Genomic DNA, 23,378 nt, shown 5'->3' with positions numbered 1-23,378 from the left:
GATCAGCCGCCCCAAGTCGCGGTCAGCAGCCGCTGGAAATTGCCGCCCAGCACCGCCTTGATGTTCGCGTCGGAATAGCTGCGGCGGATCAGCTCATCGGCCAGCGCATACATTTTGAGCGGGTGGTCGAACCCGTCCACGTCGATCTTCTCACGAAAGGCGTAACTGTCCTTGTAGGCGCCGCGCAGCATCTTGTTCATCTCCGGAGACGTGTCGTCATAGCCGTACAGGTCGGAATCGGTGCCGATCCCGACATGCTCGATGCCGACCAGCTTCACGACATGGTCGATATGGTCGGCATAGTGGCGGATGGTGGTGGGGTCGGTCTTGCTGACGAAGTTGCGCACGCCGGTGATGCCCATCACCCCGCCCTTCGCCGCCATCGCCTTGATCGCCGCATCGGTCTTGACGCGCGGATGCTCGATCAGCGCGCGGCAATTGCTGTGGGTGATCGACAGCGGCTTGGCCGAAATGTCGATCGCGTCCAGCGTGGTGCGGTCGCCGCAATGCGACACATCAACCAGCATCCCGACCGCGTTCATCGCCTTGATGATCTCGGCGCCGAAATCGCTCACCCCGCCATCGACGCGGTCGGTCGCGCCCGATCCGATGCGGTTCTGCGAATTGTAGGTCAGCTGTGCGCAGCGCTGGCCGAGGTCGTAGAAGGTCTTGACGTCGGCGGGGCGCAGGAAGTGATCGGCGTTCTGCAGCCCCATGATCACCGCGACCTTGCCGTCACGCTTGGCGCGCAGGATGTCGGCGAAGGTGCCGATGCCGGTCAGGACATGGCTGTTGCGCGCGACATAATTGCCCCAGATCGCAAAGAAGTTGAACGCCGCTTCCTTCGCATCCGGACCGCCGAGGCCGACTGCGTGATGGATCGCGGTAATCCCGCTCGCGCGGAAATCGGCGACCATCTGGTCGCTCATCGGCTTGGCGTAGAATTCGGGGCTGAAGTCGATCTTGATCGGGGCGAGCATGTCCACGACCACCGACTGGCGCACCAGCTCGATCGCGCGCTTCGAATAGCTGCGCCCGCTGACCGGATCGACCTGGAAGGCGGCGCGCGCGACATAGGGTGCGGCGATCGCTGCGGTGCCCAGTGCACCGATGGCTTGACGACGAGAAACCCGCATTGCCCCACTCCCCGAATTTTCCAATGAGGACGCTATAGTCCCAAATGGAGAAGGTCAACCGGCGTGCGCGCTGCGTACGGCAGTTTCAGGCGACCGGGCCTGTGCTCCGCGGCAATTTCCGCAGCGGACGCCGGGATAATCAGCGGAATAATTGCGATAAATATCGCTATTGAGAAATATATTGTCCTGATCCGGACAATATGTCACTTTTCTTGCGCTGGGAGTGGATGGTCGCCCGAGAGGCAGGCCAACAAACAGGGGGAAGACATGCGCAAGATCGTATCGAATCTGGGACGCGGACTCGCTCGGGGGAGCAGTGCCGCAGCATTGACGGCCGCATTGCTGGCCGCCGCACCGGCAATCGCCCAAACCGCTCCGGAAGCGGCAGACGACGCCGCGTCACAAGACGACTCCATCGTGATCACCGGATCGCGCATCGTCCGCGACGGGTTCGAACAACCGACGCCGACCACCGTGATCGGCGAAGACGAACTGCGTCTGGGACAGCGTCAGAACCTGGCGCAGGTGCTGAACGACTCGCCATCCTTCCGCCCCACCGCGACGCCGCAGGTGCTGGTCGGCAATACCGGCAGCGGAACCGCGCCGGTCGATCTGCGCGGCCTCGGCATCAACCGCACGCTTACTTTGGTCAACAAGCGCCGCTTCGTCGGCAACAACAACCTCAACTATGTCCCGATGGGGATTGTCGAACGGGTCGAGGTCGTGACCGGCGGCGCATCCGCCGCCTGGGGTTCCGATGCCGTCGCGGGCGTCGCCAACATCATCCTCAAGGACCGCGTCTCGGGCATCACCGTCGGCGGGGTCAGCGGCATTTCGTCGCGCGGGGATGGCGCGCGCTATGGCGGCGACATCACCGCCGGCACCTCCTTCGCCGATGGCCGCGGGCAAATCATGTTCAGCGCCGAATATGTGAAGGACGAATCGATCCCCGATCGCAATTCGCGCGATCGGCTGGGCAGCGCGGGGATCGTTCGCCTCAACCCGACATCGACCACCGACCTGCGCCAGATCCTCGTTCCGGACGTCAATTACGGCAACCAGACGCCGGGCGGCCTGATTACCACCGGCGTACTCGCGGGACAGATGTTCAACAGCGACGGCAGTTTGAGCACCTATGGCGCGGGCACTTCGCTCAACGCCAACCCCGCGATCCGCTTCCCCGCGCAGGTGCTGGGCGGGACCAGCGCCGTCGGCCTGTACGACGTCATCGCCGTGACCACCCCGGTCGAGCGGATCAGCACCTATGGCCGCGCGACCTATGATTTCGGTGCAGTAAAGCTGTGGGCCGATGTCACCTATGGCCGGTCCAGATCGACCTATGCCTTCCTGCCCGACATCGGGCTTGGCGCGCAGACGATCTCGGCGAGCAATCCGTTCCTGTCGCAATCGATCCGCACGACGCTGGCCAATGCTGGCGAAACCAGCTTCACGCTCGGCCGGCTTTATACCGGCCCGTACAGCCTGATCTATGATGGCACGCGCGAGCAGAAGGAGGGCGCGGTCGGGGTCAACATCGATCTCGGTGGCACGTGGAAGGCCAGCGCGCATTTCAGCCATGGCGAGGTCGATCAGGCGCAGCGCATCCGCAATGCGCGGATCGTGTCGCGCTTCAACAATGCGATCAACGCGGTGTCGAGCGGTGGCCAGATCGTCTGCGGCATCAACGCCGACGCCAACGCCACCAATGACGATGCGGCATGCCGTCCGCTCAACCTGTTCGGCCTCAACGCCGCCTCGCCCGAGGCGCTCGCCTATATCCGCGGCACGCAGCAGAATGACACCACCACCAAGCTCGATGCCGCCGCGGTCGAGGTGCAGGGCGACCTGTTCTCGCTGTGGGCCGGCCCGGTCACGGTGGTGCTCGGCGCGGAAGGGCGTTGGGAGGAGCAGCGCTCGGTCAGCGGCGCGCTCGACCTCGCCGGCGCATTCGGTCCGCTCAACCTGTACGGTTCGCCGGTCAGCGGCGGCTATGATGTGCAGGAAGGGTTCGGCGAAATCGCCTTCCCGCTGTTCAACGCCGAAGGCACGGCCAAGGTCGATCTCAACGGCGCGGCGCGCTATTCCGACTATAGCCGCAGCGGCGGCATCTGGTCGTGGAAGGGCGGCGCGACGGTCGGCTTGTTCGACACGCTGACGCTGCGGGGCACGCGCTCGCGCGACATCCGCGCGCCCACCATCACCGAACTGTTCTCGAGCCGCGCAATCAACGTGGGTCCGCTGGTCGATGGCGACAGCGCGGGCCGGGCCGCGGCCAACCCGCAATATGTCTCGAACCCCGCCACCGTCACCACCTATAGCGGCGGCAATCCGGACCTGTTGCCAGAGATCAGCCACACGACGACGCTGGGCGCGACCTTCTCGCCGAAATTCCTGCCGGGCTTCAACCTGTCGGTCGATTTCTACGACATCAAGATCGACGGCGCGATCAGCACGCTGTCAGGGTCGAACCTGACGATCGCATGTCGCAACGGCAATGCTGCGGCCTGCGCCCGCATCACCCGCGATGCCACCGGCACCGTCACCGAAGTGCGCTCGAACTCCCAGAATATCGCGGTGTTCGAAACCAGCGGCTTCGATATCGAGGCATCCTATGTCTTCCAGATGTCGGCGATCGCCGACCTCCCCGGGACGCTGCGCATCCGCGCGCTGGCGACCCATGTCCGCGATTTCGTTGTCGATACCGGCGTGTCGCGGATCGACACGGCGGGCGATGTCGGCGCGGGCACCGGCAACGCGATCCCCAGCTGGCGCGGGACGCTCAGCTTTGTCTATCAGAACGACACGCTCGGGCTCGATGCGCGGGTCCGCTATGTCGGCGCGGGCAAGTTCAACAGCCAGCTCGACCAGTCGGTCAACCCGACCGGCTATCTCGTGAACAACGACATCGGCGCCTATGCCTATCTTGATCTGGGTGCGCGGGCGAAGGTGATGGATCGCCTGACCCTGTCGCTCAACGTCAACAACGTGCTGGATCAGAAGCCGCCGCTCAGCCCGGTCGGCCCGGTCTTCTATGACGCGGTCGGCACCTATTTCTCGATCGGCGCGCGCATGAAGTTCTGATCACGCGTATCCCCAAGCGACGCGGGGCGGCCCGGGCATCGCGCGATGTCCGGGCCGTTTTGCGTGTTGGTGCCATTTTCGGTTTTGTGCGTTGTCGCGTCGTGACCGAAATGATCGACCGCCATCTCGCCCGGATCAACGCGCGCCACCCGCTCAGCAATGAGGAGGCGGCGGCGGTCCGCGCTCTGTTCGGTGCGTCGCAGGGCGTCGGCGCGCATCAGACCTTTATCGAGGCGGGGGCGCGGCTCGACCACAGCATCCTGATCCTCGACGGCATCGCGGCGCGCTACAAGGATCTGCGCGATGGCCAGCGTCAGATCACCGCGCTGCACGTCCCCGGCGATTTCGCCGACCTGCACAGCTTCACCCTGAAGCGCCTCGACCATTCGCTGATGGCGCTGACCCGCTGCCGCATCGCGCCGGTCCCGCACGGGCGCATTGCGGACCTGATCGAACGCTTCCCGCGACTCGGGCGGATCTACTGGTTCTCGACCAATCTCGACGCGTCGATGCATCGCGAATGGGTATTGTCGATGGGCGCACGCAATGCGCTGGCGCGGATCGCGCATCTGTTCTGCGAGCTGCAGGTGCGGCTCGACATCGTCGGGCTCGGCGATGCGCGCGGTTATGCGCTCGATCTCAGTCAGACCGACCTTGCCGAATGCCACGGCCTGACCCCGGTGCATGTCAACCGCTCGCTCCGTCGCCTGCGCGAGATGGGGGTGCTGACCTTCCGCTCCGGCCGGGTCGAGATCACCGATCCGGCGGCACTGCGCGCCATCGCCGAGTTCGACCCGGACTATCTCTATCTCAACCCCGACCCGCTCTAACACGGGTTAGCCGGTGATCGCGCGCGACGCGCTAACGCCTCCTGCGACGCAGGAGGATACAGATGGACCCCGATCTCGACTATTATCGCACCCGCGCCAGCGAGGAGCGCGCCCGCGCGGCCGCAGCCAGCGACCCGGCGGTGCGCGCCGCACATCGGGCGATGGCCGAACGCTACGAACGGGTGGCGGCGGGGGAACGGCTGACGCTGGGCATCGTCGAGCGCGGCTGAACCCCGCCGGACCAGCTTTGCGGCAAAATGGTATGAAGGCCCCTTGAAGTGTTCCGACCAATTGGTTAGTCCAATGGGTATAGAGAACAGATTGAGGGGATCGGGATGCGGATTGCGGCGCTCATTGCCTGTGCGGTGCTGGCCGCGCCTGTGCCCGCTTTCGCCGCCGACCATCTGGTCGCCGATCCTGCCGCCTATGCCGCTGCCGTCAAGAAAGCGAAGCCCGGCGACCGCATCATCCTGCGCGACGGCGTGTGGCGCGATTTCCAGATCATCTTCACCGGGCGCGGCACCGCGGAGAAGCCGATCACACTGACCGCGCAGACGCCGGGCGGGGTGATCCTTTCGGGTCAGTCCAACCTGCGCATCGGCGGCGAGCATCTGGTCGTCTCCAACCTCGTCTTCCGCGACGGCTTCTCGCCGACCAAGGAGCTGATCGCGTTCCGCCGCGATTCAAAGACGCCTGCATCGCACACCCGCCTCACCGGCATCGTCGTCGACCGCTTCACCAACCCCGATCGCCGCGCCGAGGATCACTGGGTCGCGATCTATGGCACCGATAACCGCGTCGACCACAGCTGGTTCGCGGGCAAGGGCAATGGCGGCGTCACCCTCGCGGTGATCCGTCCCAAGGGCCAGCCGGGCGAAAACCGCGCGCGCATCGACCATAACTTCTTCGGCCCGCGCCCGCCGCTCGGCTCGAACGGCGGCGAGACGATCCGCATCGGTACCAGCGACGAATCGCTGAGCGACTCCAAATCGATCGTCGAGAATAACTGGTTCGAAGGCTGCGATGGCGAGGTCGAGATCGTCTCGGTCAAATCGGGCGGCAACGTCATCCGTGGCAACATGGTGGTCGAATCGCAGGGCGCGATCGTCCTGCGCCACGGCAACGGCAATCTGGTCGAGCGCAACATCTTCCTCGGGCGCGGCAAGGCTTCGACCGGGGGCATCCGGGTGATCAACCGCGACCAGATCGTGCGGCACAATTATCTCGAGAATGTCACCGGCACCTCATTCCTCAGCGCGATCGCGGTGATGAACGGCGTACCCAATTCGACGGTCAACCGCTATCATCAGGTCGCCAATGCGGTGATCGAGCGCAACACGATCATCGATGCCGCGCGCATCACCTTCGGCGCGGGCGCGGACGCCGAACGCAGCGCGCCGCCGGTCTCCAGCCGCTTCACCAGCAACCTGATCTACACCGCATCGGGCAAGGACATCGTCCGGGTCGAGGGCGACGCAGCGGGCATCGCCATGGCCGGCAACGTCCAGTCCGGGCCGCCGCCCAAGGGCCTGACCGGCTTCGTACAGGCCGACCTCAAGCTGGTCCGCGCCGCCAACGGCCTGCTCTATCCCGCCGACCCCGCGCTCGCCGCCACCGGCGCACCGCGCGACCTGGTGATGCTCAAGCGCGAGGATGCCGGCCCGTCCTGGTATCCCAAGGACGCCCCCGCCAGCACCGGCCGCACGCTCGACGCCGCCCCCGGCGCACTGGCACAGGCGGTGGCGCAGTCGGCCCCCGGCGACACGATCCGCGTCGCCCCCGGCACCCACCGCGTCACCGCGCCGATCGCGGTCGGGCACAGCCTGACGCTCACCGGCCCGCGCGCTGCGATCATCGAAAGCGCGGCGCCGACCCTGTTCCAGCTCACCCCCGGCGGCAGCCTTCACCTCAGCGGCGTCACCCTCTCCGGCGCCGCTGCCTCACCGACTGCGGCGCGCGCCGCCCTCATTCGTGCGCCGCAGTCGGTGAGCATTTTGAACTATCGCGTCAGCCTGTCCGACGTGGCGGTGCGTGACGCCGCCGATGTGATCGCCACCACCCCCGGCACCTTTGCCGAGGACATCGCAATCCGCCGCTCGACCTTCGCGAAGGTCTCCGGCGCAGTCGTCGCCGCCGCCGCCGAAACCGGAAGCAAGGGGCTGTACAGCGCCGAGCGCATCACCATCGCCGACAGCGACTTCACCGATGTCGCGACCATCGCCGATGTCGCGCGGCTCGGCACCGATGAAAGCACCTTCGGCCCGTGGTTCGCGATGACCGGCAATCGCGTCGTCGGTGGCGGCGCGGTGCGCCTCTCGGGCGTTCAGACTGTCGCGATCACCGGCAACCGCTTCGATCGGGCAGGCGGCATCGCCATCGCCAACAGCGTCGGCGCGCCGGTAATCCGCATCACCGCGAATGTCTTCGCCGCGACGCCCGAACCGGCGATCACCCGCCTGTATCCGCAGGGGACGCCCGACATCGTGCTTGCCGACAATCAGATGGAGGCGCTGCGATGATCCGCACGACCCTCGCCGCACTGCTCCTCGCCAGCGCCGCGCCCGCTTTCGCGCAGGACACCGCGACCGCGCCGGTCCTCACCAGCCTCGACGCCTATCGCACCATGGCCGAGGGAGCGCAAAGCGCCCCGCTGTTCGCCCGCGAACTCGCCGCCGCGCGCAAATCGGTCGATGCCGGCATCCGCGTCGGGATCGATGTGCCGGTGCCCAAGGATCGCGGCGGCGGGCCGACGCATGAGCGGCACAAGGCGAACTACAAGCTGATCCAGCAGGCGGGCGCACTCTACCGCCTGACCGGTGAGCGCAAATATGCCGACTATGTCCGCGACCTGCTGCTCGCTTATGCCAAGCTCTATCCCACCCTCGCCAACCATCCCGCCGCATCGGATCAGGTGCCCGGCCGGCTGTTCTGGCAGAGCCTCAATGACAGCGTGTGGCTGGTCCACGCGATCCAGGGCTATGACGCCGTTCGCGCCGACCTCACCGCTGCCGAGCGCAAGACGATCGACGACTCCGTCTTCCGCCGCATGGCCGCGTTCCTGACCAGCGAGAAGCGGACGTTCGATCGCATCCACAACCATTCGACCTGGGCCAATGCCGGGGTCGGCATGGCCGGCTATGTCCTGCGTGATTCCGTGCTGGTCGAACAGGCGCTGAAGGGCAGCGACCGCTCGGGCAAGGTCGGCTTTCTGCGCCAGCTCGACCTGCTCTTCTCCCCCGACGGCTATTATGCCGAAGGGCCCTATTATCAGCGCTACGCCCTCCAGCCCTTCGTCGTGTTCGCACAGGCGATCGAAGCGAACGAGCCGGGCCGTAAGATCTTCGCCTATCGCGACGGCATCGTCCTCAAGGCGATCCGCACCGCGATCCAGACCAGCTACGGCGGCTATTTCTTCCCGATCAACGACGCGATGCCGGACAAGAGCCTCAGGACCGAGGAGCTCTATCAGGGCGTCGCCATCGGCTATGCCGCGACCCAGGATCCCGGCCTGCTCGGCATCGCGCAATGGCAGGGCAAGGTCGCGCTCTCGCCCGAGGGCTTCGCCGTCGCGCGCGACATCGCCGGCGGTAAGGCAAAGCCCTTCGCCTTCGCCTCGACCCTGCTGCGCGATGGGCCACAGGGCCGCGACGGCGCGCTCGCCATCCTGCGCTCCGGTCCACAGGACAACGCGCAGGTGATCGTCGCCAAGAACACGGCTCAGGGCATGGGCCATGGCCATTTCGACAAGCTCAACTGGCTGCTCTACGACAATGGCCAGGCGGTGGTGACCGATTATGGCGCCGCCCGCTTCCTCAATATCGAGGCGAAGGAGGGCGGCCGCTACCTTCTCGAAAACGAAAGCTGGGCGAAACAGACCGTCGCGCACAATACGCTGGTCGTCAACGAAACCAGCCATTTCGGTGCCCAGCTCAAGCCCGCCGAGGAGATCGCGCCGACCCAACTGGCCTTCGTCGGCGAAGGCCCGCTGCGCTTCAGCATCGGCGAGATGGCGGGCGCTTATCCCGGCATCACCTTCCGCCGCGCGCTGGTGCAGGTCGACATGGGCAAGAACGCCCCGCTCGTCCTCGATCTGATGACGGTGAAGAATGCGGGCAAGGCGACCTACGACCTGCCGCTGCACTTCGCCGGCCACATCATCGATACCGACGTCAAGCTCGCCTCGAACGTTGCGACCCGCCCGGTGCTGGGCACGGCCAATGGCTATCAGCATCTGTGGGTCGATGCGACCGGGCCGCTCGCGAACGGGCAGGGCCGCGTCACCTGGATCAATCAGGGCCGTTTCTACAGCTACCGCATTGCGACGCCCGGCGCGCAGCTGATCGTCGCCGAAAGCGGCGCGAACGACCCGCGCTTCAACCTGCGCCGCGAACCGGTGCTGATCCAGCGGCTGAGCGGGGCAGGGGACGCAGCCTTCCTAAGCCTGGTCGAACCGCACGGCCGCTACGACGCCGCGACGGAGACGACGACCGGCAGCCGCAGCGGCGTGGCCGGCCTGTCCCTCACCGAAACTGCCGGCGCGCGTGTCGCCACGATCACCCTGACCGGCGGCAAGACGATCCTGATCGCCATCGCCACCGATACGACCGCGGGCAAGGCGCACAGCGTCACCGTGAACGGGCGCAAGCTCGACTGGAGCGGCCCGGTCGGGCGCTTCGACGGAGAGAGCAAATGAAATCCGGGTTCCGCTGGTGGATCATCGGCCTGATCGCGATCGCGACGGTCATCAATTACATCGACCGCAACGCGCTTGCGGTGATGTGGCCCGAAGTCGCGAAGGACATCGGGGCCGACAAGGAAGATTACGCGCTGCTGGTGACCATCTTCATGGTCTTCTACGCGCTTGGCCAATCGATCTTCGGCAAGATTTTCGACGTGGTCGGCACGCGCATGGGCTTCGCCATCTCGATCGTGGTCTGGTCGATCTCGATCGCCGCGCACAGCCTCGTCCGCTCGATGCTCGTCCTCGGCCTGCTGCGCGCCGCGCTCGGGGTGAGCGAGGCAGGCAACTGGCCCGGTGCAGCCAAGGCCAATGCCACCTGGTTCCCGCGCTCCGAACGCGCCTTTGCGCAGGGGATTTTCAACGCTGGCGCCTCGCTCGGTGCGATCGTCTCGGCGCCGCTGATCGCGATCCTGTTCGGGTTCGTCGGCTGGCGCACGACCTTCGTCATCATCGGCATCTTCGGCTTCCTGTGGCTGCTGCCGTGGATCTGGGTGTACAAATCCGACCCCGACGCCCACCCTTGGCTCAGCAAGGCCGAGCGCGAGCATATCCTCGGCGCGAACGAGGCGGCGGGCGGACCAAAGGCTGCCGGCTACGCACCCACGATGGGCCAGCTGTTGCGCCATCGTCAGGCATGGGCGGTGATGTCGGGCCGCTTCTTCCTCGACCCGATCTGGTGGCTGTTCGTCTCGTGGCTGCCGATCTACCTCAACGAAAGTTTCGGCTTCGACGTCAAGCAGATCGGCATGTTCGCCTGGGTGCCGTTCGTCGGCGCGATGGCGGGCTCGCTCTCGGGCGGCTGGCTGTCGGGCAAGCTGATCCGGCGCGGCTGGAGCACGGACAAGGCGCGCAAGAGCGTGATCGCATTGGGCTGCATCATCATGCTGCCAGCATTGCTGCTCACCGCCACCGCCGCGACGCCGCTCTATGCAGTGCTGCTGATCGCCGCGATCCTGTTCGGCTTCCAGGTCGCGATCAACAATATCCAGACGCTTCCCAGCGACTGGTTCGGCGGCGGCGCGGTCGGCTCGCTTGCGGGCATCAGCGGCACGGCGGCAGTCGCCGGCACGCTGATCACCACCTGGCTGGTGCCGGCGATGACCAAGGTCAGCTTCGCACCGATCTTCATCCTCGGCGCCGCGCTCGTACCGCTGTCGCTGATCTGCATCTTCATCGGCGGGCGCATCGAGCCCGTTCAATCTGACACTCAAGACCAAGGGGCATAAATGCGTTTCAAGGATAACCTCGTCATCGTCACCGGCGGTGGACGCGACATCGGCCGCTCGATCTCGCTGCGCTTCGCAGCAGAGGGCGCAAAGGTCGTCATCAACTATCGCAGCGACGAAGCAGCGGCGCAGGATACGCTGGCGGCGGTCGAGGCCGCAGGCGGCACCGCTTTGCTCCACCGCGCCGACGTGACCAAGTCCGGCGAGGTCGCTGGCCTGATCGCCGCAGCGGCGGACTTCGGCGGCGGCACGATCGACGTGCTGGTCAACTGCGCCGGCGGCATGGTTGCGCGCAAGACGCTGGCCGACATGGACGAAGCGTTCTTCGACACGGTCATGGACCTCAATTTCAAGTCCGCCTTCCTCGTCACCAAGGCCGCGCTCCCGCACCTCGCCAAGGGGTCGGCGATCGTCAACCTGTCGTCGCAGGCCGCACGCGACGGCGGCGGGCCGGGTGCGAGCATCTATGCCGCGTCGAAGGGCGCCATGACCACGCTGACGCGCAGCTGGGCGAAGGAACTGGGTCCGCAGGGCATCCGCGTTAACGCGCTGTGCCCGGGCTTGATCGGCACCAGCTTCCACGACACCTTCTCCAAGCCCGAGGGTCGCGCCGCCACCGCCGGCAACACCCCGCTGCGCCGCGAAGGCCATCCGGACGAGGTCGCCGCTGCCGTCGCGTTCCTTGCCTCGGAGGACGCCGCGTTCCTCACCGGACTCAACATGGACATCAACGGGGGGCTCGCCTTCTCATGACCCGCACGATCGCCACCGCCGCCCTTGTCGCCGCCGCACTCGCGCTGCTTCCCGCCGCCGCTCAGGCGCAAACGAAGGAACGCACCGACGCGCCGCCGCTTCAGCCGTACAAGATCGTGCTGGTCGGCGATTCGACGATGGCGGTGGCGAGCGGCTGGGCGTCGATCTTCTGCGCGCGCCACGTCAAATCCTCGGTCGCGTGCCTCAATGCCGGGCGCGGCGGGCGCTCGACCCGCAGCTACCGCCAGGAAGGCGGCTGGGACATCGCGCTGGCCGAGGCCAAGGTGCCGGGCTACCGCGCCACCTATGTCCTGATCCAGTTCGGCCATAACGACCAGTCGAGCGCGTCTGAGCGCTGGACCGATCGCACCACCGAATTCCCCGCGAACCTGACCAAAATGGTGGAGGAAGTTCGCGCGGCCGGCGCAATCCCCGTGCTCGTCACCCCGCTGACGCGCCGCGTGTTCAAGAACGGCAAGCTCGACAACACGCTCGACGAATGGTCGGAAGAGGTGCGCAAGGTCGCCGCTGCGACCAAGACGCCTCTGGTCGACCTCAACCGCCGCAGCGCCGCCGTGGTGCAGAAGCTGGGGGCGGAAGACTCGATGGCACTCGCCCAGGCCGAACCGACCGCCGAGGAGCGCGCCGCCGCCAAGGCCGGCACTACCCTCAAACAGCGTTCGACCGAAGAAGCGCGCGAGCCGGATCTGCCCACCCGCCCCGGCGGCGCACGCGGCCAGCACACGCGCAAGTTCGACTATACCCATCTCGGCGAGACCGGGGCCGGGGTCTTCGCGCGCCTGATCGCCGACGACCTTGCCCGCGCGGTTCCGGCGCTAGGTTCGCAATTGGTGCCCTGACCAATTGGTAGGACCAATTACTAAAACAGGACTAAATAATCGGTTGACATAATCGCCTAAGCGGGCGACCAATGCGGCCATAAAACAACCTTTGGGGAGGACGGCCGATGGCCATGCTCGATAACGCTGCGCGCACGTCGCGCGCATTCCGCACCATCTTGCTCGCCGGAGCTGCCGTGCCACTGCTGGTCGCGGCGCCCGCACTGGCTCAGGAGGACGCGACCGCGGAAGACGAGGTCATCGTCACCGGCATTCGCGAGACCATCCAGACCTCGATCCAGGCAAAGCGTCAGTCGGACACGATCATCGATACCGTGTCGTCCAAGGAGATCGGCGAGCTTCCCGGCCAATCGGTGGGCGAGGTGATCGCGACGATCACCGGCGCGACGATCGACCGCGCCAATTACGGCCCGACCGAAGTGTCGATCCGCGGCCTCGGCTCGGGCCTCAGCCTGACCACGTTCAACGGGCGTGAGGCGACCAACGGCTCGGGCGACCGCGCGGTCAATTTCGGCCAGTTCCCGTCGGAGCTGTTCAACGCGATCAAAATCTACAAGACGCAACAGGCCAATCTGATCGAGGGCGGCGTCGCCGGCCTGATCGAAATGGAGACGCGTCGCCCGCTCGATTATGGCCGCCGCCAGATCCAGCTTGAAGGCAAGGCGAACTTCAATCCCTATCAGGACAAGATCACCGGGGAGGGCGCGTGGGGCTGGCGCGGCACCGCCAGCTATATCGACCAGTTCAAGCTGGGCGGGCTGGGCGAAGTCGGCATCTCGATCGGCGTCCAGCGCAACGACGTCAACGATCCCGTCGAGCGTTTCTACACCAGTTCGACCTGGTTCACCTGCAACGCGGCGGTGGTGTCGAGCACCAATTGCACCGAAGTGACGCGAGAGCAGGGCAATTCCGGCACGCCGTTCTTCCATGCGTCCAACTCGTATCTCAATCGCCAGATGACGACGACCGATCGTCGTGATGCGATCTTCGGCGCGCTCCAGTGGCAGCCAAGCCCGACGATCGACATCAATCTCGACGCGCAATATTCGCGCCGCGACTATAGCGAGCGCCGCAACGATTTCGGCACGGCAGAGGGGCGCTACAATCTGCGCAACGTCGTGATCGGCGACAATAACCAGATGCTTTCGGCCACCGGCTCGGCCACGCTCCAGACGATCTCTGGCATGTTCGAGCGCGACGAGCGCTATCTCGGCGTCGGCGGTAACATCGAATGGACCCCGACTGATCGTCTGACGGTCAGCATCGACGGCGGCTATTCGCGGACCAAACGGCTCGACATCACTCGGCAGGTGCGGCTGCGCACCGATCCGTTCAACATCTATGGCGTGCGCACCGAGATCAACAACCAGCGCATTCCATATTCGGTCGACATGACCCAGGGCTATCTGCCGGTCTTTACGTATGATGCGCGGTTCGATCCGACCAATCACGACCTGTTCAGCGACGATGCGCGCCTGACGCGCTCGCAGGACGGGCGTACTGACGAAATCTGGTCGCTGCGCGGCGACGCCAGCTACAAGATGGATGGGTTCATCGAGCGGATCGACATCGGCGGGCGCTGGGCCAGCCGCAAGTTCTTCGGCTACAGCAACGATGTCAACATCGACCAGACCGACCTGGCGGTGGATCGTCGCGTCAACCTCGCTTGTCGCACGCCCTTCCCGCAGACCGGCTTCCTCGCCGACGCCTCGAGCCCATCGATCGGCAGCTATGCGACGTTCGACGTGCTATGCCAGTTCAGGGAGTATCTGGGCACTGAGGACCCGGGCAACAGCGGCAATCTGGACTCGGTCGACAATTCTCAGGTCACCGAACAGACCTGGGCCGGCTATGCCATGGCGACCTATTCGGGCGAGCTTGGCAATATCCCGGTGCGCGGTAATTTCGGCGTGCGCGGCGTGCGCACCGAAGTGACCTCCGACGGGTTTCGGGCGGATCTCGACGTGATCACCCGCCCCGATGGCACGATCCTGCTGGAGGCGGGCGACGACCTTACCCCGGTTCAGATCAAGTCGAGCTCGACACGCTGGCTGCCCAGCTTCAACGCGATCTTCGACCTCAGTGACAAGATGCGGGTGCGCACCGGCATCTATCGCGCCATGTCGCGCCCCGCCCCCAGTGCGCTCGGCGCGGGCCGCCGCATCGCGCTTGAGGTCGACCCCGGTACCGGCTTCACCTCGGTAACCGAGGCGATCGACAATATTTCCGCGACCGGCAGCCCGCGGCTCAAGCCGACCATGTCGTGGAACGGTGACCTCGCGTTCGAATATTATGCGAACAAGGAAACGCTCCTCGCCGCGACGCTTTACTACAAGCGCTTCAGCGGCGGCCTGATGCCGTTCATCACCGACGAAACCTTCAACATCGGTGGCGTCGATTATCAGGTTCCGGTGACGCAGACGACCAACAGCGACGAGCAAAGCGACCTTTACGGGATCGAGGTGACGGCGACCAACCGCTTCACCTGGCTGCCCGGTCCGCTCAAGAACTTCGGCGCGAAGCTCAGCTATAACTACGCCTGGTCAGACTTCAAAACGCAGGACATCCGCTATGGCGATGTGATCGAATCCGACGGCAGCGTTACCCCTGGGCTAATTCCCACGGCCGGGCTCAGCGGCTATTCGAAGCACACATTGTCGTTCCAGGGCTTCTATGAAGTCGGCAGCTTCTCACTGCAAGGCATCTACCGCTACCGCTCGCGCTATTATCAGGCGTTCACCTCGAACAACACGCAGCTGCGCTATGTCGAGGGCACCGACACGTTCGACATGACCGCGTCATTCCGCCTGAACCGTCAGGTCGATTTCCGGCTCCAAGCGCTCAACCTCTTCAACGAACCGCGCATCGAATATATGCCGGTGGTCGGGAGCACCCGGAACGTCGAATTTTACGGGCCGCAATATTTCATGAGCGTACGCGTGCGGCTGCGCTGACCGCTCCGTAACCAGCGCTTCGGACCAATAGCCTATTCCAAAATTTGGGCGGGTGGGGCATTCGGAGCGCTGGACCGGATCGAACCGAGGGATTGCATGGCAGAGCGCCGCCTGTTTCAGGAAGTTGCCGAGCGGATTGCCGCGATGATCGCGGGGGGAACCTACCCCCCGGGATCGCGGCTTCCGGGTGAGCGCGAGCTTGCCGAGCAACTCGGCGTCAGCCGCGTGACGATCCGGGAGGCGGAGATCGCGTTGCAGGCGCAAGGACTGCTGGCCATCAAAACCGGCTCCGGCGTCTATGTCACCGACGGCAAGCCCGCCCCGACCGACGCGCCGCCACAAGTCAGCGCATTCGAACTGACCGAGGCGCGCTCGCTGTTCGAAAGTGAAGCCGCCGCGCTCGCGGCATCGACCGTCACGCGGGAAATGCTCGCTCGCCTCGACGAACTGCTCGAAATCATGGGCCGCGACGACAGCGATGACGCCGCCTCGACCGCAGCGGATCAGGAATTTCACCTGCTGATCGCCTCTGCCTCGGGCAATCAGGCGGTGATCCATGTCATCAAGCAGCTGTGGCGCATGCGCACCGAAATGCCGGAGGTGCGCACCACCTATGCCAGCGTCTGCCAGCATGACGGCCGCACCCGCCAGCGCGAACATGCCGCGATCGTCGATGCGCTGCGTGCCGGCGATTCGGGCGCCGCGCGCATTGCGATGCGCCAGCATTTCAACCGGCTGCTCGAAGCGATGCTGGACGCGACCGAAGAGCGCGAGATCAGCGAATTGCGCCGCAAGTCGGCCGAAAGCCGCGAACGCTTCCTGATGACCGCGCGCTTGCGCTAAGGCGCGCGGATGCTTCGCCAGTTTCTGCTCGCCGCGCTCGCGCTGACTCTCCCGCTTTCGACTGCCGCGCAGGACGAGGGCGTGTCCGAATCAGGCGACACCCGCCGCCGCGATGCCGCGGAAGCGATTCGCGAAAAGATTCGCAACGACGTGCTCGCGCCGACTGTTGCCCCGCGCGGCTATGACGTCACCATCGTCGTCTTTTCGGATTACCAATGCGGCTATTGCCGCCGCTTCAGCCCGACGCTCGACGCATTGATGGCGAGCGATGCCAAGGTCCGAGTCGTCTATCGCGACTGGCCGATCCTCGGCGGCGGCTCCGGCCCCGCCGCCCGCGCCGCCATCGCCGCCAGCTTTCAGAAAAAGCATCTCGCCTTCCACCGCGCGCTGATCGCCCAGTCGGGCCGGATCGACACGACCAAAATCCGCGCCGCCGCCGATGCGGCCGGAGTCGACTGGACGCGGCTGCAGCGCGATCAGGTGAAGCACAGGGCGGCGATCGACGCCCTACTCGCGCGCACCAACGACCATGCCCGCATGCTGGGCCTGTCGGGTACGCCGGGCATGATGGTCGGCCCCTATCTCGTCCCGGGCCTCGTCGACCTCCCCACGCTCAAGCGCGCCGTCGCGCAGGCGCGGGAGCGGCGCTAACCCAGCCGGTCGCGCTCCAGCAATTCCTCGCGGACATGCACTGCCTGCACCGACAGCCGCACTTCGAACAGAAACGCGACCAGCCCGGCGGTCAGCAACAGCATCGATGCGATGAACGCCGCCGCGACGACGACGCCGATGTCGAGATGCACAATCTCCGCCCCAAACAGCAACGCGACGACCAGACAGATCGCAATTGCGCTCGCGACGCACAGCCAGATCGACGTGTTGATGATCGACAGCCGCCGGTCGATCAGCCGCAACTCCCACACCTGCCGCTCATGCTCCGCGCCGGTCGAAACCGGGTGCAGTTGCTCCAGCTTGCGCGCGCGATCCACCACCCGCGCCATTCGCCCGACCAGCACATTCAATATCCCCGCAATACCCGCCAGCAGGAACACGGGGGCGATCGATATCTGGATCGTCGCGGCGACGGTGGAGATCATGGGGGCCTGCATCAGTGAGAGCTTATGGCGCTCACCCGCGTCCGCCAAGCGACTTCCACGCTATGGTAACGACTTCGCGATAGACCCGCGCCCATGACGAAGCCGATGCCGCTCGCCGATTTCACGCGCCTGCCGCCGTTGCTGACCGCCAGCATCGGCGATGGCCTCGCGAGCGCGATCGACGCCGTCGCCGCATCCGCCGCGCCCACGCATCGCTTCCTGCGCTATGGCTGGTTCGCCGCGGCGCTCCATGCTTATGGCGGAGAGGCGCGCACACTGACTGTCGCACGCGAGGGCGATCCGGTGCTCGCGCTGCCGATGGTTGCGATGGGGCCGGCGCCGCTGCGCCTTGCGCAAGTGCCCGGCTGCTACTGGCCGTTCCGCAGTTTTCCGGTCGCGCAGGACGTCGGGACCGAGGCATTCGAGGTCGCGCTCGACCTGCTCGCGCGCCACGCCAATGCGTTGCGCATCGGCCCGGTCTATGACGGCGACCCCGCGCTGGAAGGGCTGCGCGCCGCCGCTGCCACGCGCGGCTGGGTCGCGCTCGACCGCTTCGTCGCCGAAAGCTTCCTGCTCGATATGGCAGCCTTACAAGCCGAGGGCACCTGGCCGCGTAACTCGACGCTGCGCAAGAATCGCTTCCACGAAAAGCACCTCGCCGAACATGGCGAGCCCGATTGGAGCTTCGTGTCCGGCGCGGACTGGATGAGCCAGGCGTTCGACGCGCTCGCCGATATCGAGCGCAGAAGCTGGATCGCCGACCGCACCGACGGCCGCGACGCCAAGTTCACCGAATCCGGCCATGGCGCCTTCTGGCGCGCGGCGGCGCAGGATCCGGTGATCGCGCAGATGCTCTGGGCCGCGGTCCTGCGCATCGATGGCGAGCCGACCGCCTTCTCGTTCGACCTCAACGCCGGGTCGCTCAAATACGCCATCGCCAACAGCTACGACCCGCGCGTCGCCAAGCAATCGCCGGGCAAGCTGCTCTACTACCGCAACCTCGTCCGCGCGCTCGAAGACGGCATCACCACTGTCGACTGGGGCGCGGGCGACAGCGGCTACAAGCGCGTGATCGGCGCGGACGCCGGCCCCGCGATCCGAGATTGGCTGTTCGTCCGTCCGGGCCTGCCGGGCCTCGCTGCAAAGCTGCTCCGCGGCCGCTGGCGGGCGAGCGGCAATGTGGAGCCGGATTCAACCCGTTTGCCCAGAGCTTGTCGAAGGGCCGCTTCCCACCATTACTGGTCGTGGGAGGGTGCTTCGACAAGCTCAGCACAAACGGAGGTTGGGGCTGCCCGCTAACGACTGTGCCCTAAGGCGCGACCTCCATCCCCCGCGCTTCCGCGAGATACAGCGCGAACAGCCCATCCTCGTCGGTCCATGCCCGCGTGACGGTCCATCCGCCCGCCGCCAGCAGCAACCGCGCATCGCGGTCGCCATATTTGTGGCTGTTCTCGGTGTGAATCGTCTCGCCCGCCGCCATCGCAAAGCCGCGCCCGTCGACCTCGAACGCCACCGCGCGCTGCGCCTCGAGATGCATCTCGATCCGCGCGCGATCGTCATTCCACCGCGCGACATGGGCAAAACTCTCGACCGGGATCGTGCCCGAAAGCTCGGCATTGATCCGTTCGAGCAAGTTCAAATTGAACGCCGCCGTCACCCCCTGCGCATCGTCATAGGCCGGGACCAGCACCGCGGGGTCCTTGATCCGGTCGATCCCGATCAGCAGCGACGACCCCTCGCCCAGCGACGTCCGCATCGTACGCAGCAAATCCACCGCCGCCACCGGCGCCATGTTGCCGATCGTCGATCCGGGGAAAAAGCCTAACCGCGCCAGCCCCCCGATCCCGGCGGGCAGCTTGAGCGGCTTGAGGAAATCCCCCTCTACCGGCTCGACCGCCATGACGGGGAACTGCGCCGCGATCTCCCGCGCCGAATCGCGCAGAAAGTCGCCCGAGATATCGATCGGAACATAGGCAGCGGGCCGCACCGCGCGCAGCAGCAGCGGTGTCTTGACCGACGATCCCGATCCGAACTCGATCACCGCCCCGCCAGTGCCGGTCTCGCGCGCCACCTCCGGGCAAACGCGCTCCAGCAACGCCGTCTCGGTCCGCGTCGGATAATATTCGGGCAGCCGCGTGATATCCTCGAACAGCTCCGACCCGCGCCGGTCATAGAACCAGCGCGCGGGGATCGCCCGTGGCCGCGCGGCCAGGCCATTCAGTACATCGGCGCGAAACGCCGGATCGGCCAGGCCCGCCTGACCATCCTCGATTTCCTGCTTGAGCATTACAGATCCTTCGCCAGCCGCACGCCGGTGAACTGCCAGCGCTGGTGCGGATAAAAGAAATTGCGGTAGCTCGCCCGCGCATGGCCGCGCGGCGTCGCGCAGCTCCCGCCACGCAGGATGAACTGCCCGCTCATGAACTTGCCATTATACTCGCCGACCGCGCCCTCGGCGGCGGCAAAGCCGGGGTAGGGGCGGTACGCGCTACCGGTCCATTCCCACACATCGCCAAAGAATGCCGGGCCGGTGGGGCAGGGGCGCGGTTCGACCGGCCCGGCGCGATCGAGCTGGTTGCCGCCCGCCGCGTCATGCCCGCTCGCAGCAACCTCCCACTCCGCCTCGGTCGGCAACCGCGCGCCGGCCCAGCTGGCATAGGCGTCGGCCTCAAAGAAACTCACATGCGTCACCGGCGCGGCAGGATCGATCGCGCGCCGCCCATCGAGCCCGAACCGCGTCCAGCCGCCGTCGCGCTGCTCCCAATAGAGCGGCGCATCGACGCCCTGCGCCTTCACCCACGCCCAGCCATCGGACAGCCAGTGGCGCGGATCGCGATAGCCGCCATCGGCAATGAACGCCGCCCATTCGCCATTGGTCACCGTGCGGTCGGCAATCGCATGCGGGTGCAGCAGCACGCGATGGCGCGGCCCCTCGCAATCGAACGCAAAGCCATCGCCCTGCGCGCCGATCTCGGCAATGCCGTCGGGACCTTCGATCCAGCGCAGCGGCCCTGGCATCTCGACCGGTATCTTGCGCTCGCCCGGCCACATCGCCGGTTCGACCGGGTTGCACGAAAACAGGTGCAGAATATCGGTCAGCAGCAATTCCTGATGCTGCTCCTCATGGTGACATCCCAGCGCCACCAGCGCCAACGCCGCTTCGGGCAAATCCGGCAGCGCGGCGACCAGCGCCGCATCCACCGCCGCGCGATAATCGAGCACCTCGGCCAGCGACGGCCGCGTCACCATGCCCCGCCGCGACCGCGCATGGCGCTGCCCCTCGGCCTCATAGTAACTGTTGAACAGGAACGGAAAGCGCGCGTCGTGCAGCTGATAGCCGTCCACGAAATCGCGCAGCACGAACGTCTCAAAGAACCAGCTGGTATGCGCCAGATGCCATTTCGCGGGCGAGGCGTCGTCCATCGACTGAACGCTCGCATCGGCATCGGACAGCGGCGCAACCAGATCGGCAGATAACGCCCGCACCGCGCGAAACCGCGCTTCAAGCGTTGTGCAGCACGCGGCGGGCATCGCCTTCGTTCGCATTTCGTTCTCCTAACCCGAAACGCGACGAGGGTCAAATCCTCAGCTCAGCGATGCGCCCCCGGCGTCCACAAAACGTCGCCACCCGCCGATTGGTTCATTTCGCGCGCGAGCACGAACAACAGGTCGGACAGGCGGTTGAGATAGATCACCGCCTGCGGATTGATCGGCATCGCCATCGCTGCGGCGGTCGCGCTGCGCTCGGCCCGACGCACGATCGCGCGCGCCAGATGGATCGCCGCCGACGCCGCCGATCCGCCCGGCAGGATGAAGCTCGTCAGCGGCGGCAACGCGCCATTGGCCGAATCGATCGCCGCCTCCAGCCGCGCGACCTGCGCCGGCACGATGCGCAACGTCATCTCGTCCGGCGTGAAGTCCTCGCCCGGCGTGGCGAGGTCCGCGCCCAGATCGAACAGGTCATTCTGCACGGTGGTCAGCAGCGGCGCGGGATAGCCCGTCCCGATCGCCGCAACCGCGACCCCGATCGCGCTGTTCGCCTCATCGACATCGCCCATCGCCGCCAGCCGCGCGTCATGCTTGGCGACCCGCGATCCATCGACGAGACCGGTGGTCCCGTCATCGCCGGTGCGCGTGTAGATCTTGTTGAGTTTAACCATCTGCTTCCCGGCTACTGCTTGACGATCCGGTCCGCAATGCGATCGATCTGACAAATGCCTTGGCGGCATGGCAGGCTGACAGCAACATAGCGCGGCTGGTCAGGTCGGACGTTCACAAAGGTGATGGCAACGCTTCCTTCGATCCTCTGAAACGCGCGTAGCCGCCCGTCGGTCAGCGTATCGAAATCGTCGAGCGACCGCGTCACATCCTGCGGATGATTGCCCTCGTAGATCGTAGCTGTCCCGGCGGTGGTCGCGAGCCTGTAGACTGCAAAGTCGGGCGGGCTATCGACTCGCTTGACCGCTTGAGGGGAGGCGTCCTTGATGCAAAAGCTGATACCGCAAAAGCGTTCAGGCGCTGCGTTTCCGCAACCGGACAGACAGGATGCAGCGATCAGAAGGGTGAGGGTTCGGCGCGGCGGAACCGCACAGGCCCGCCCCTGACGCACTGGTTACTTCCCGCTCGCCATCAGCAGCAGCAGCGCGACGATCGCAATCGCGATGCCCTGGAACAGGATGCGCTGCTGCATCGCCTTGTTCGACTTGAGCGCCGACTGGCTCGGCCCTTCGCCCGATTTCAGCTCCGCCTCGGTGACGCGCAGAAACGCGACGATCCCCTTGATCAGAGCGAAGAGGGTGGCCAGCATCGCGGCGACGAGCAAAAGGACAAGGAACAGCTGCATGGTGGTAACCTAGTCCTTATCGTGGCCGGATTGAAGCCCTGTACTTGGGTGCAGTCCATCCCCGCCGCGCTGGCCTCAAATGGGGACTTCCCCCCGCCGCAACGCCGCCGCCAGCGCCCGACCATCCTCTCCCGCTTCACGCAAGGCGGCCAGCGTCGGTGCGCCATGGCGCTTCGCCAGCCGCGCGCCATCCGGGCCGGTCAGCAGCGCGTGATGATGATAGTGCGGGACCGGCAGGTCGAGCAGCGCCTGCAACAGCCGGTGGACATGCGTTGCCGCCAACAAATCCTCGCCCCGCACGACATCGGTCACCCCCTGCGCCGCATCGTCGATGGTGACGGCGAGGTGATAGGATGCCGGCGCATCCTTGCGCGCCAGCACGACATCGCCATGCGCTGCGGGGTCGGCGAGGATGGTGCCGAAGCGCGAGTCGGTGAACGACAACCCATCCGTCACCCCCGCGAAAGCGGGGGCCCATCTCCCGGACTGTCCATCCGCAGCACCGGCGTGGTCAGGCGCAATCGCACGAGATGGGCCCCCGCTTTCGCGGGGGTGACGTTCCAGCGAGTGGATTGCCGCCCCCACATCCAACCGCCAGCAATGCGGCACGCTCAAATCCGGCGCGACCAAGCTCCGGCACGTCCCCGGATACACCAATCCCTCCGGCCCATGCGGCGCACTCGCGCTCGCTGCGATATCGGCGCGGGTGCAGAAACATGGATAGATCAGCCCCCGCGCGCGCAAATCGTCCAGCACGGCCTGATAGGTATCCAGCCGCGAAGACTGGAACAGCACCTCGCCATCCCATTCCAGCCCCAGCCAGCTCAGGTCCGCCAGAATCGCATCAACATGCTCGGCCCGACTGCGCGTGCCGTCGATATCCTCGATCCGCACCAGGAACGCGCCACCCCGCGCGCGCGCGAAATCATGCGCCGCAATCGCCGAAAACGCGTGGCCGATGTGCAGCCGCCCGGTGGGACTTGGCGCGAAACGGGTGACGACAGGTGAAATTAC

At 66.0% G+C, this 23,378-nt stretch carries 20 protein-coding genes; 12 read left to right on the top strand and 8 right to left on the bottom strand.

The genetic code is table 11. The annotated features are described in order from the left end of the window. Positions 1-2 precede the first annotated feature (2 nt). On the bottom strand, positions 3-1,136 hold the full coding sequence (locus K9B35_RS15895; protein WP_224922969.1) for a dipeptidase: 1,134 nt from the start codon (positions 1,134-1,136) through the stop codon (positions 3-5). A gap of 267 nt (positions 1,137-1,403) precedes the next feature. Here K9B35_RS15895 and K9B35_RS15890 point away from each other — a divergent pair, with 267 nt between their 5' ends. The 11 genes from K9B35_RS15890 (at position 1,404) to K9B35_RS15840 (ending at position 17,075) form a co-directional block, all read left to right on the top strand. Continuing rightward, positions 1,404-4,217 (top strand): TonB-dependent receptor domain-containing protein, encoded by a 2,814-nt coding sequence (locus tag K9B35_RS15890; RefSeq protein WP_224922968.1) that lies wholly within the window; start codon positions 1,404-1,406, stop codon positions 4,215-4,217. A gap of 110 nt (positions 4,218-4,327) precedes the next feature. Next, positions 4,328-5,047 (top strand): Crp/Fnr family transcriptional regulator, encoded by a 720-nt coding sequence (locus K9B35_RS15885; protein ID WP_224923219.1) that lies wholly within the window; start codon positions 4,328-4,330, stop codon positions 5,045-5,047. Between the two features lie 62 nt (positions 5,048-5,109). Further along, positions 5,110-5,277, top strand: a complete 168-nt coding sequence (locus K9B35_RS15880) for a hypothetical protein (protein ID WP_224922967.1) — start codon at positions 5,110-5,112, stop codon at positions 5,275-5,277. 105 nt (positions 5,278-5,382) lie between these two features. Then, complete coding sequence (locus K9B35_RS15875) at positions 5,383-7,566, top strand: polysaccharide lyase 6 family protein (protein ID WP_224922966.1); 2,184 nt, start codon at positions 5,383-5,385, stop codon at positions 7,564-7,566. Beyond that, on the top strand, positions 7,563-9,740 hold the full coding sequence (locus K9B35_RS15870; RefSeq protein WP_224922965.1) for an alginate lyase family protein: 2,178 nt from the start codon (positions 7,563-7,565) through the stop codon (positions 9,738-9,740). The genes K9B35_RS15875 and K9B35_RS15870 overlap by 4 nt, the downstream gene beginning before the upstream one ends. Beyond that, positions 9,737-11,014 (top strand): MFS transporter, encoded by a 1,278-nt coding sequence (locus K9B35_RS15865; RefSeq protein WP_224922964.1) that lies wholly within the window; start codon positions 9,737-9,739, stop codon positions 11,012-11,014. The genes K9B35_RS15870 and K9B35_RS15865 overlap by 4 nt, the downstream gene beginning before the upstream one ends. Continuing rightward, positions 11,015-11,767, top strand: a complete 753-nt coding sequence (locus tag K9B35_RS15860) for an SDR family NAD(P)-dependent oxidoreductase (RefSeq protein WP_224922963.1) — start codon at positions 11,015-11,017, stop codon at positions 11,765-11,767. It begins immediately after the preceding gene. After that, entirely contained in the window at positions 11,764-12,627 is an 864-nt protein-coding gene (locus tag K9B35_RS15855; RefSeq protein WP_224922962.1) for a rhamnogalacturonan acetylesterase, read from the top strand. The genes K9B35_RS15860 and K9B35_RS15855 overlap by 4 nt, the downstream gene beginning before the upstream one ends. A gap of 107 nt (positions 12,628-12,734) precedes the next feature. Then, entirely contained in the window at positions 12,735-15,581 is a 2,847-nt protein-coding gene (locus K9B35_RS15850) for a TonB-dependent receptor (RefSeq protein WP_224922961.1), read from the top strand. 96 nt (positions 15,582-15,677) lie between these two features. Then, complete coding sequence (locus tag K9B35_RS15845) at positions 15,678-16,424, top strand: FadR/GntR family transcriptional regulator (protein WP_224922960.1); 747 nt, start codon at positions 15,678-15,680, stop codon at positions 16,422-16,424. A gap of 9 nt (positions 16,425-16,433) precedes the next feature. Then, the gene (locus tag K9B35_RS15840) at positions 16,434-17,075 is read left to right on the top strand and encodes a DsbA family protein (RefSeq protein ID WP_224922959.1); all 642 of its coding nucleotides are present in this window, start codon (positions 16,434-16,436) and stop codon (positions 17,073-17,075) included. On the opposite strand, the gene K9B35_RS15835 is transcribed toward K9B35_RS15840, so the two are convergent. Beyond that, complete coding sequence (locus K9B35_RS15835) at positions 17,072-17,533, bottom strand: DUF2721 domain-containing protein (protein ID WP_224922958.1); 462 nt, start codon at positions 17,531-17,533, stop codon at positions 17,072-17,074. The genes K9B35_RS15840 and K9B35_RS15835 overlap by 4 nt on opposite strands. A gap of 81 nt (positions 17,534-17,614) precedes the next feature. On the opposite strand from K9B35_RS15835, the gene K9B35_RS15830 reads away from it, so the two are divergent. Further along, positions 17,615-18,820, top strand: a complete 1,206-nt coding sequence (locus K9B35_RS15830; RefSeq protein ID WP_224922957.1) for a GNAT family N-acetyltransferase — start codon at positions 17,615-17,617, stop codon at positions 18,818-18,820. Positions 18,821-18,830: 10 nt separating this feature from the next. On the opposite strand, the gene egtD is transcribed toward K9B35_RS15830, so the two are convergent. The 6 genes from egtD to gluQRS all read right to left on the bottom strand — a co-directional run bounded on the left by egtD (position 18,831) and on the right by gluQRS (position 23,375). After that, on the bottom strand, positions 18,831-19,808 hold the full coding sequence (egtD, locus tag K9B35_RS15825; RefSeq protein ID WP_224922956.1) for an L-histidine N(alpha)-methyltransferase: 978 nt from the start codon (positions 19,806-19,808) through the stop codon (positions 18,831-18,833). Then, a complete protein-coding gene (egtB, locus tag K9B35_RS15820) occupies positions 19,808-21,067 on the bottom strand; it encodes an ergothioneine biosynthesis protein EgtB (RefSeq protein WP_224922955.1) in 1,260 nt (419 codons plus the stop codon). The genes egtD and egtB overlap by 1 nt, the downstream gene beginning before the upstream one ends. 44 nt (positions 21,068-21,111) lie before the next feature. Next, positions 21,112-21,681 (bottom strand): cob(I)yrinic acid a,c-diamide adenosyltransferase, encoded by a 570-nt coding sequence (locus K9B35_RS15815; RefSeq protein ID WP_224922954.1) that lies wholly within the window; start codon positions 21,679-21,681, stop codon positions 21,112-21,114. 11 nt (positions 21,682-21,692) lie between these two features. Next, on the bottom strand, positions 21,693-22,130 hold the full coding sequence (locus K9B35_RS15810; protein ID WP_224922953.1) for a hypothetical protein: 438 nt from the start codon (positions 22,128-22,130) through the stop codon (positions 21,693-21,695). Positions 22,131-22,133: 3 nt separating this feature from the next. Further along, positions 22,134-22,364 (bottom strand): twin transmembrane helix small protein, encoded by a 231-nt coding sequence (locus tag K9B35_RS15805; protein ID WP_224922952.1) that lies wholly within the window; start codon positions 22,362-22,364, stop codon positions 22,134-22,136. Between the two features lie 75 nt (positions 22,365-22,439). Next, positions 22,440-23,375, bottom strand: coding sequence for a tRNA glutamyl-Q(34) synthetase GluQRS (gene gluQRS / locus K9B35_RS15800; protein WP_224923218.1), 936 nt, complete (start codon positions 23,373-23,375; stop codon positions 22,440-22,442). Positions 23,376-23,378: the final 3 nt, after the last annotated feature.

The organism is Sphingomonas sp. R647 (assembly GCF_020177055.1).
GTDB lineage: Bacteria > Pseudomonadota > Alphaproteobacteria > Sphingomonadales > Sphingomonadaceae > Sphingomonas.
Note: the sequence above shows the minus strand (reverse complement) of the source record. Positions and strands in the feature narration are given on the sequence as shown.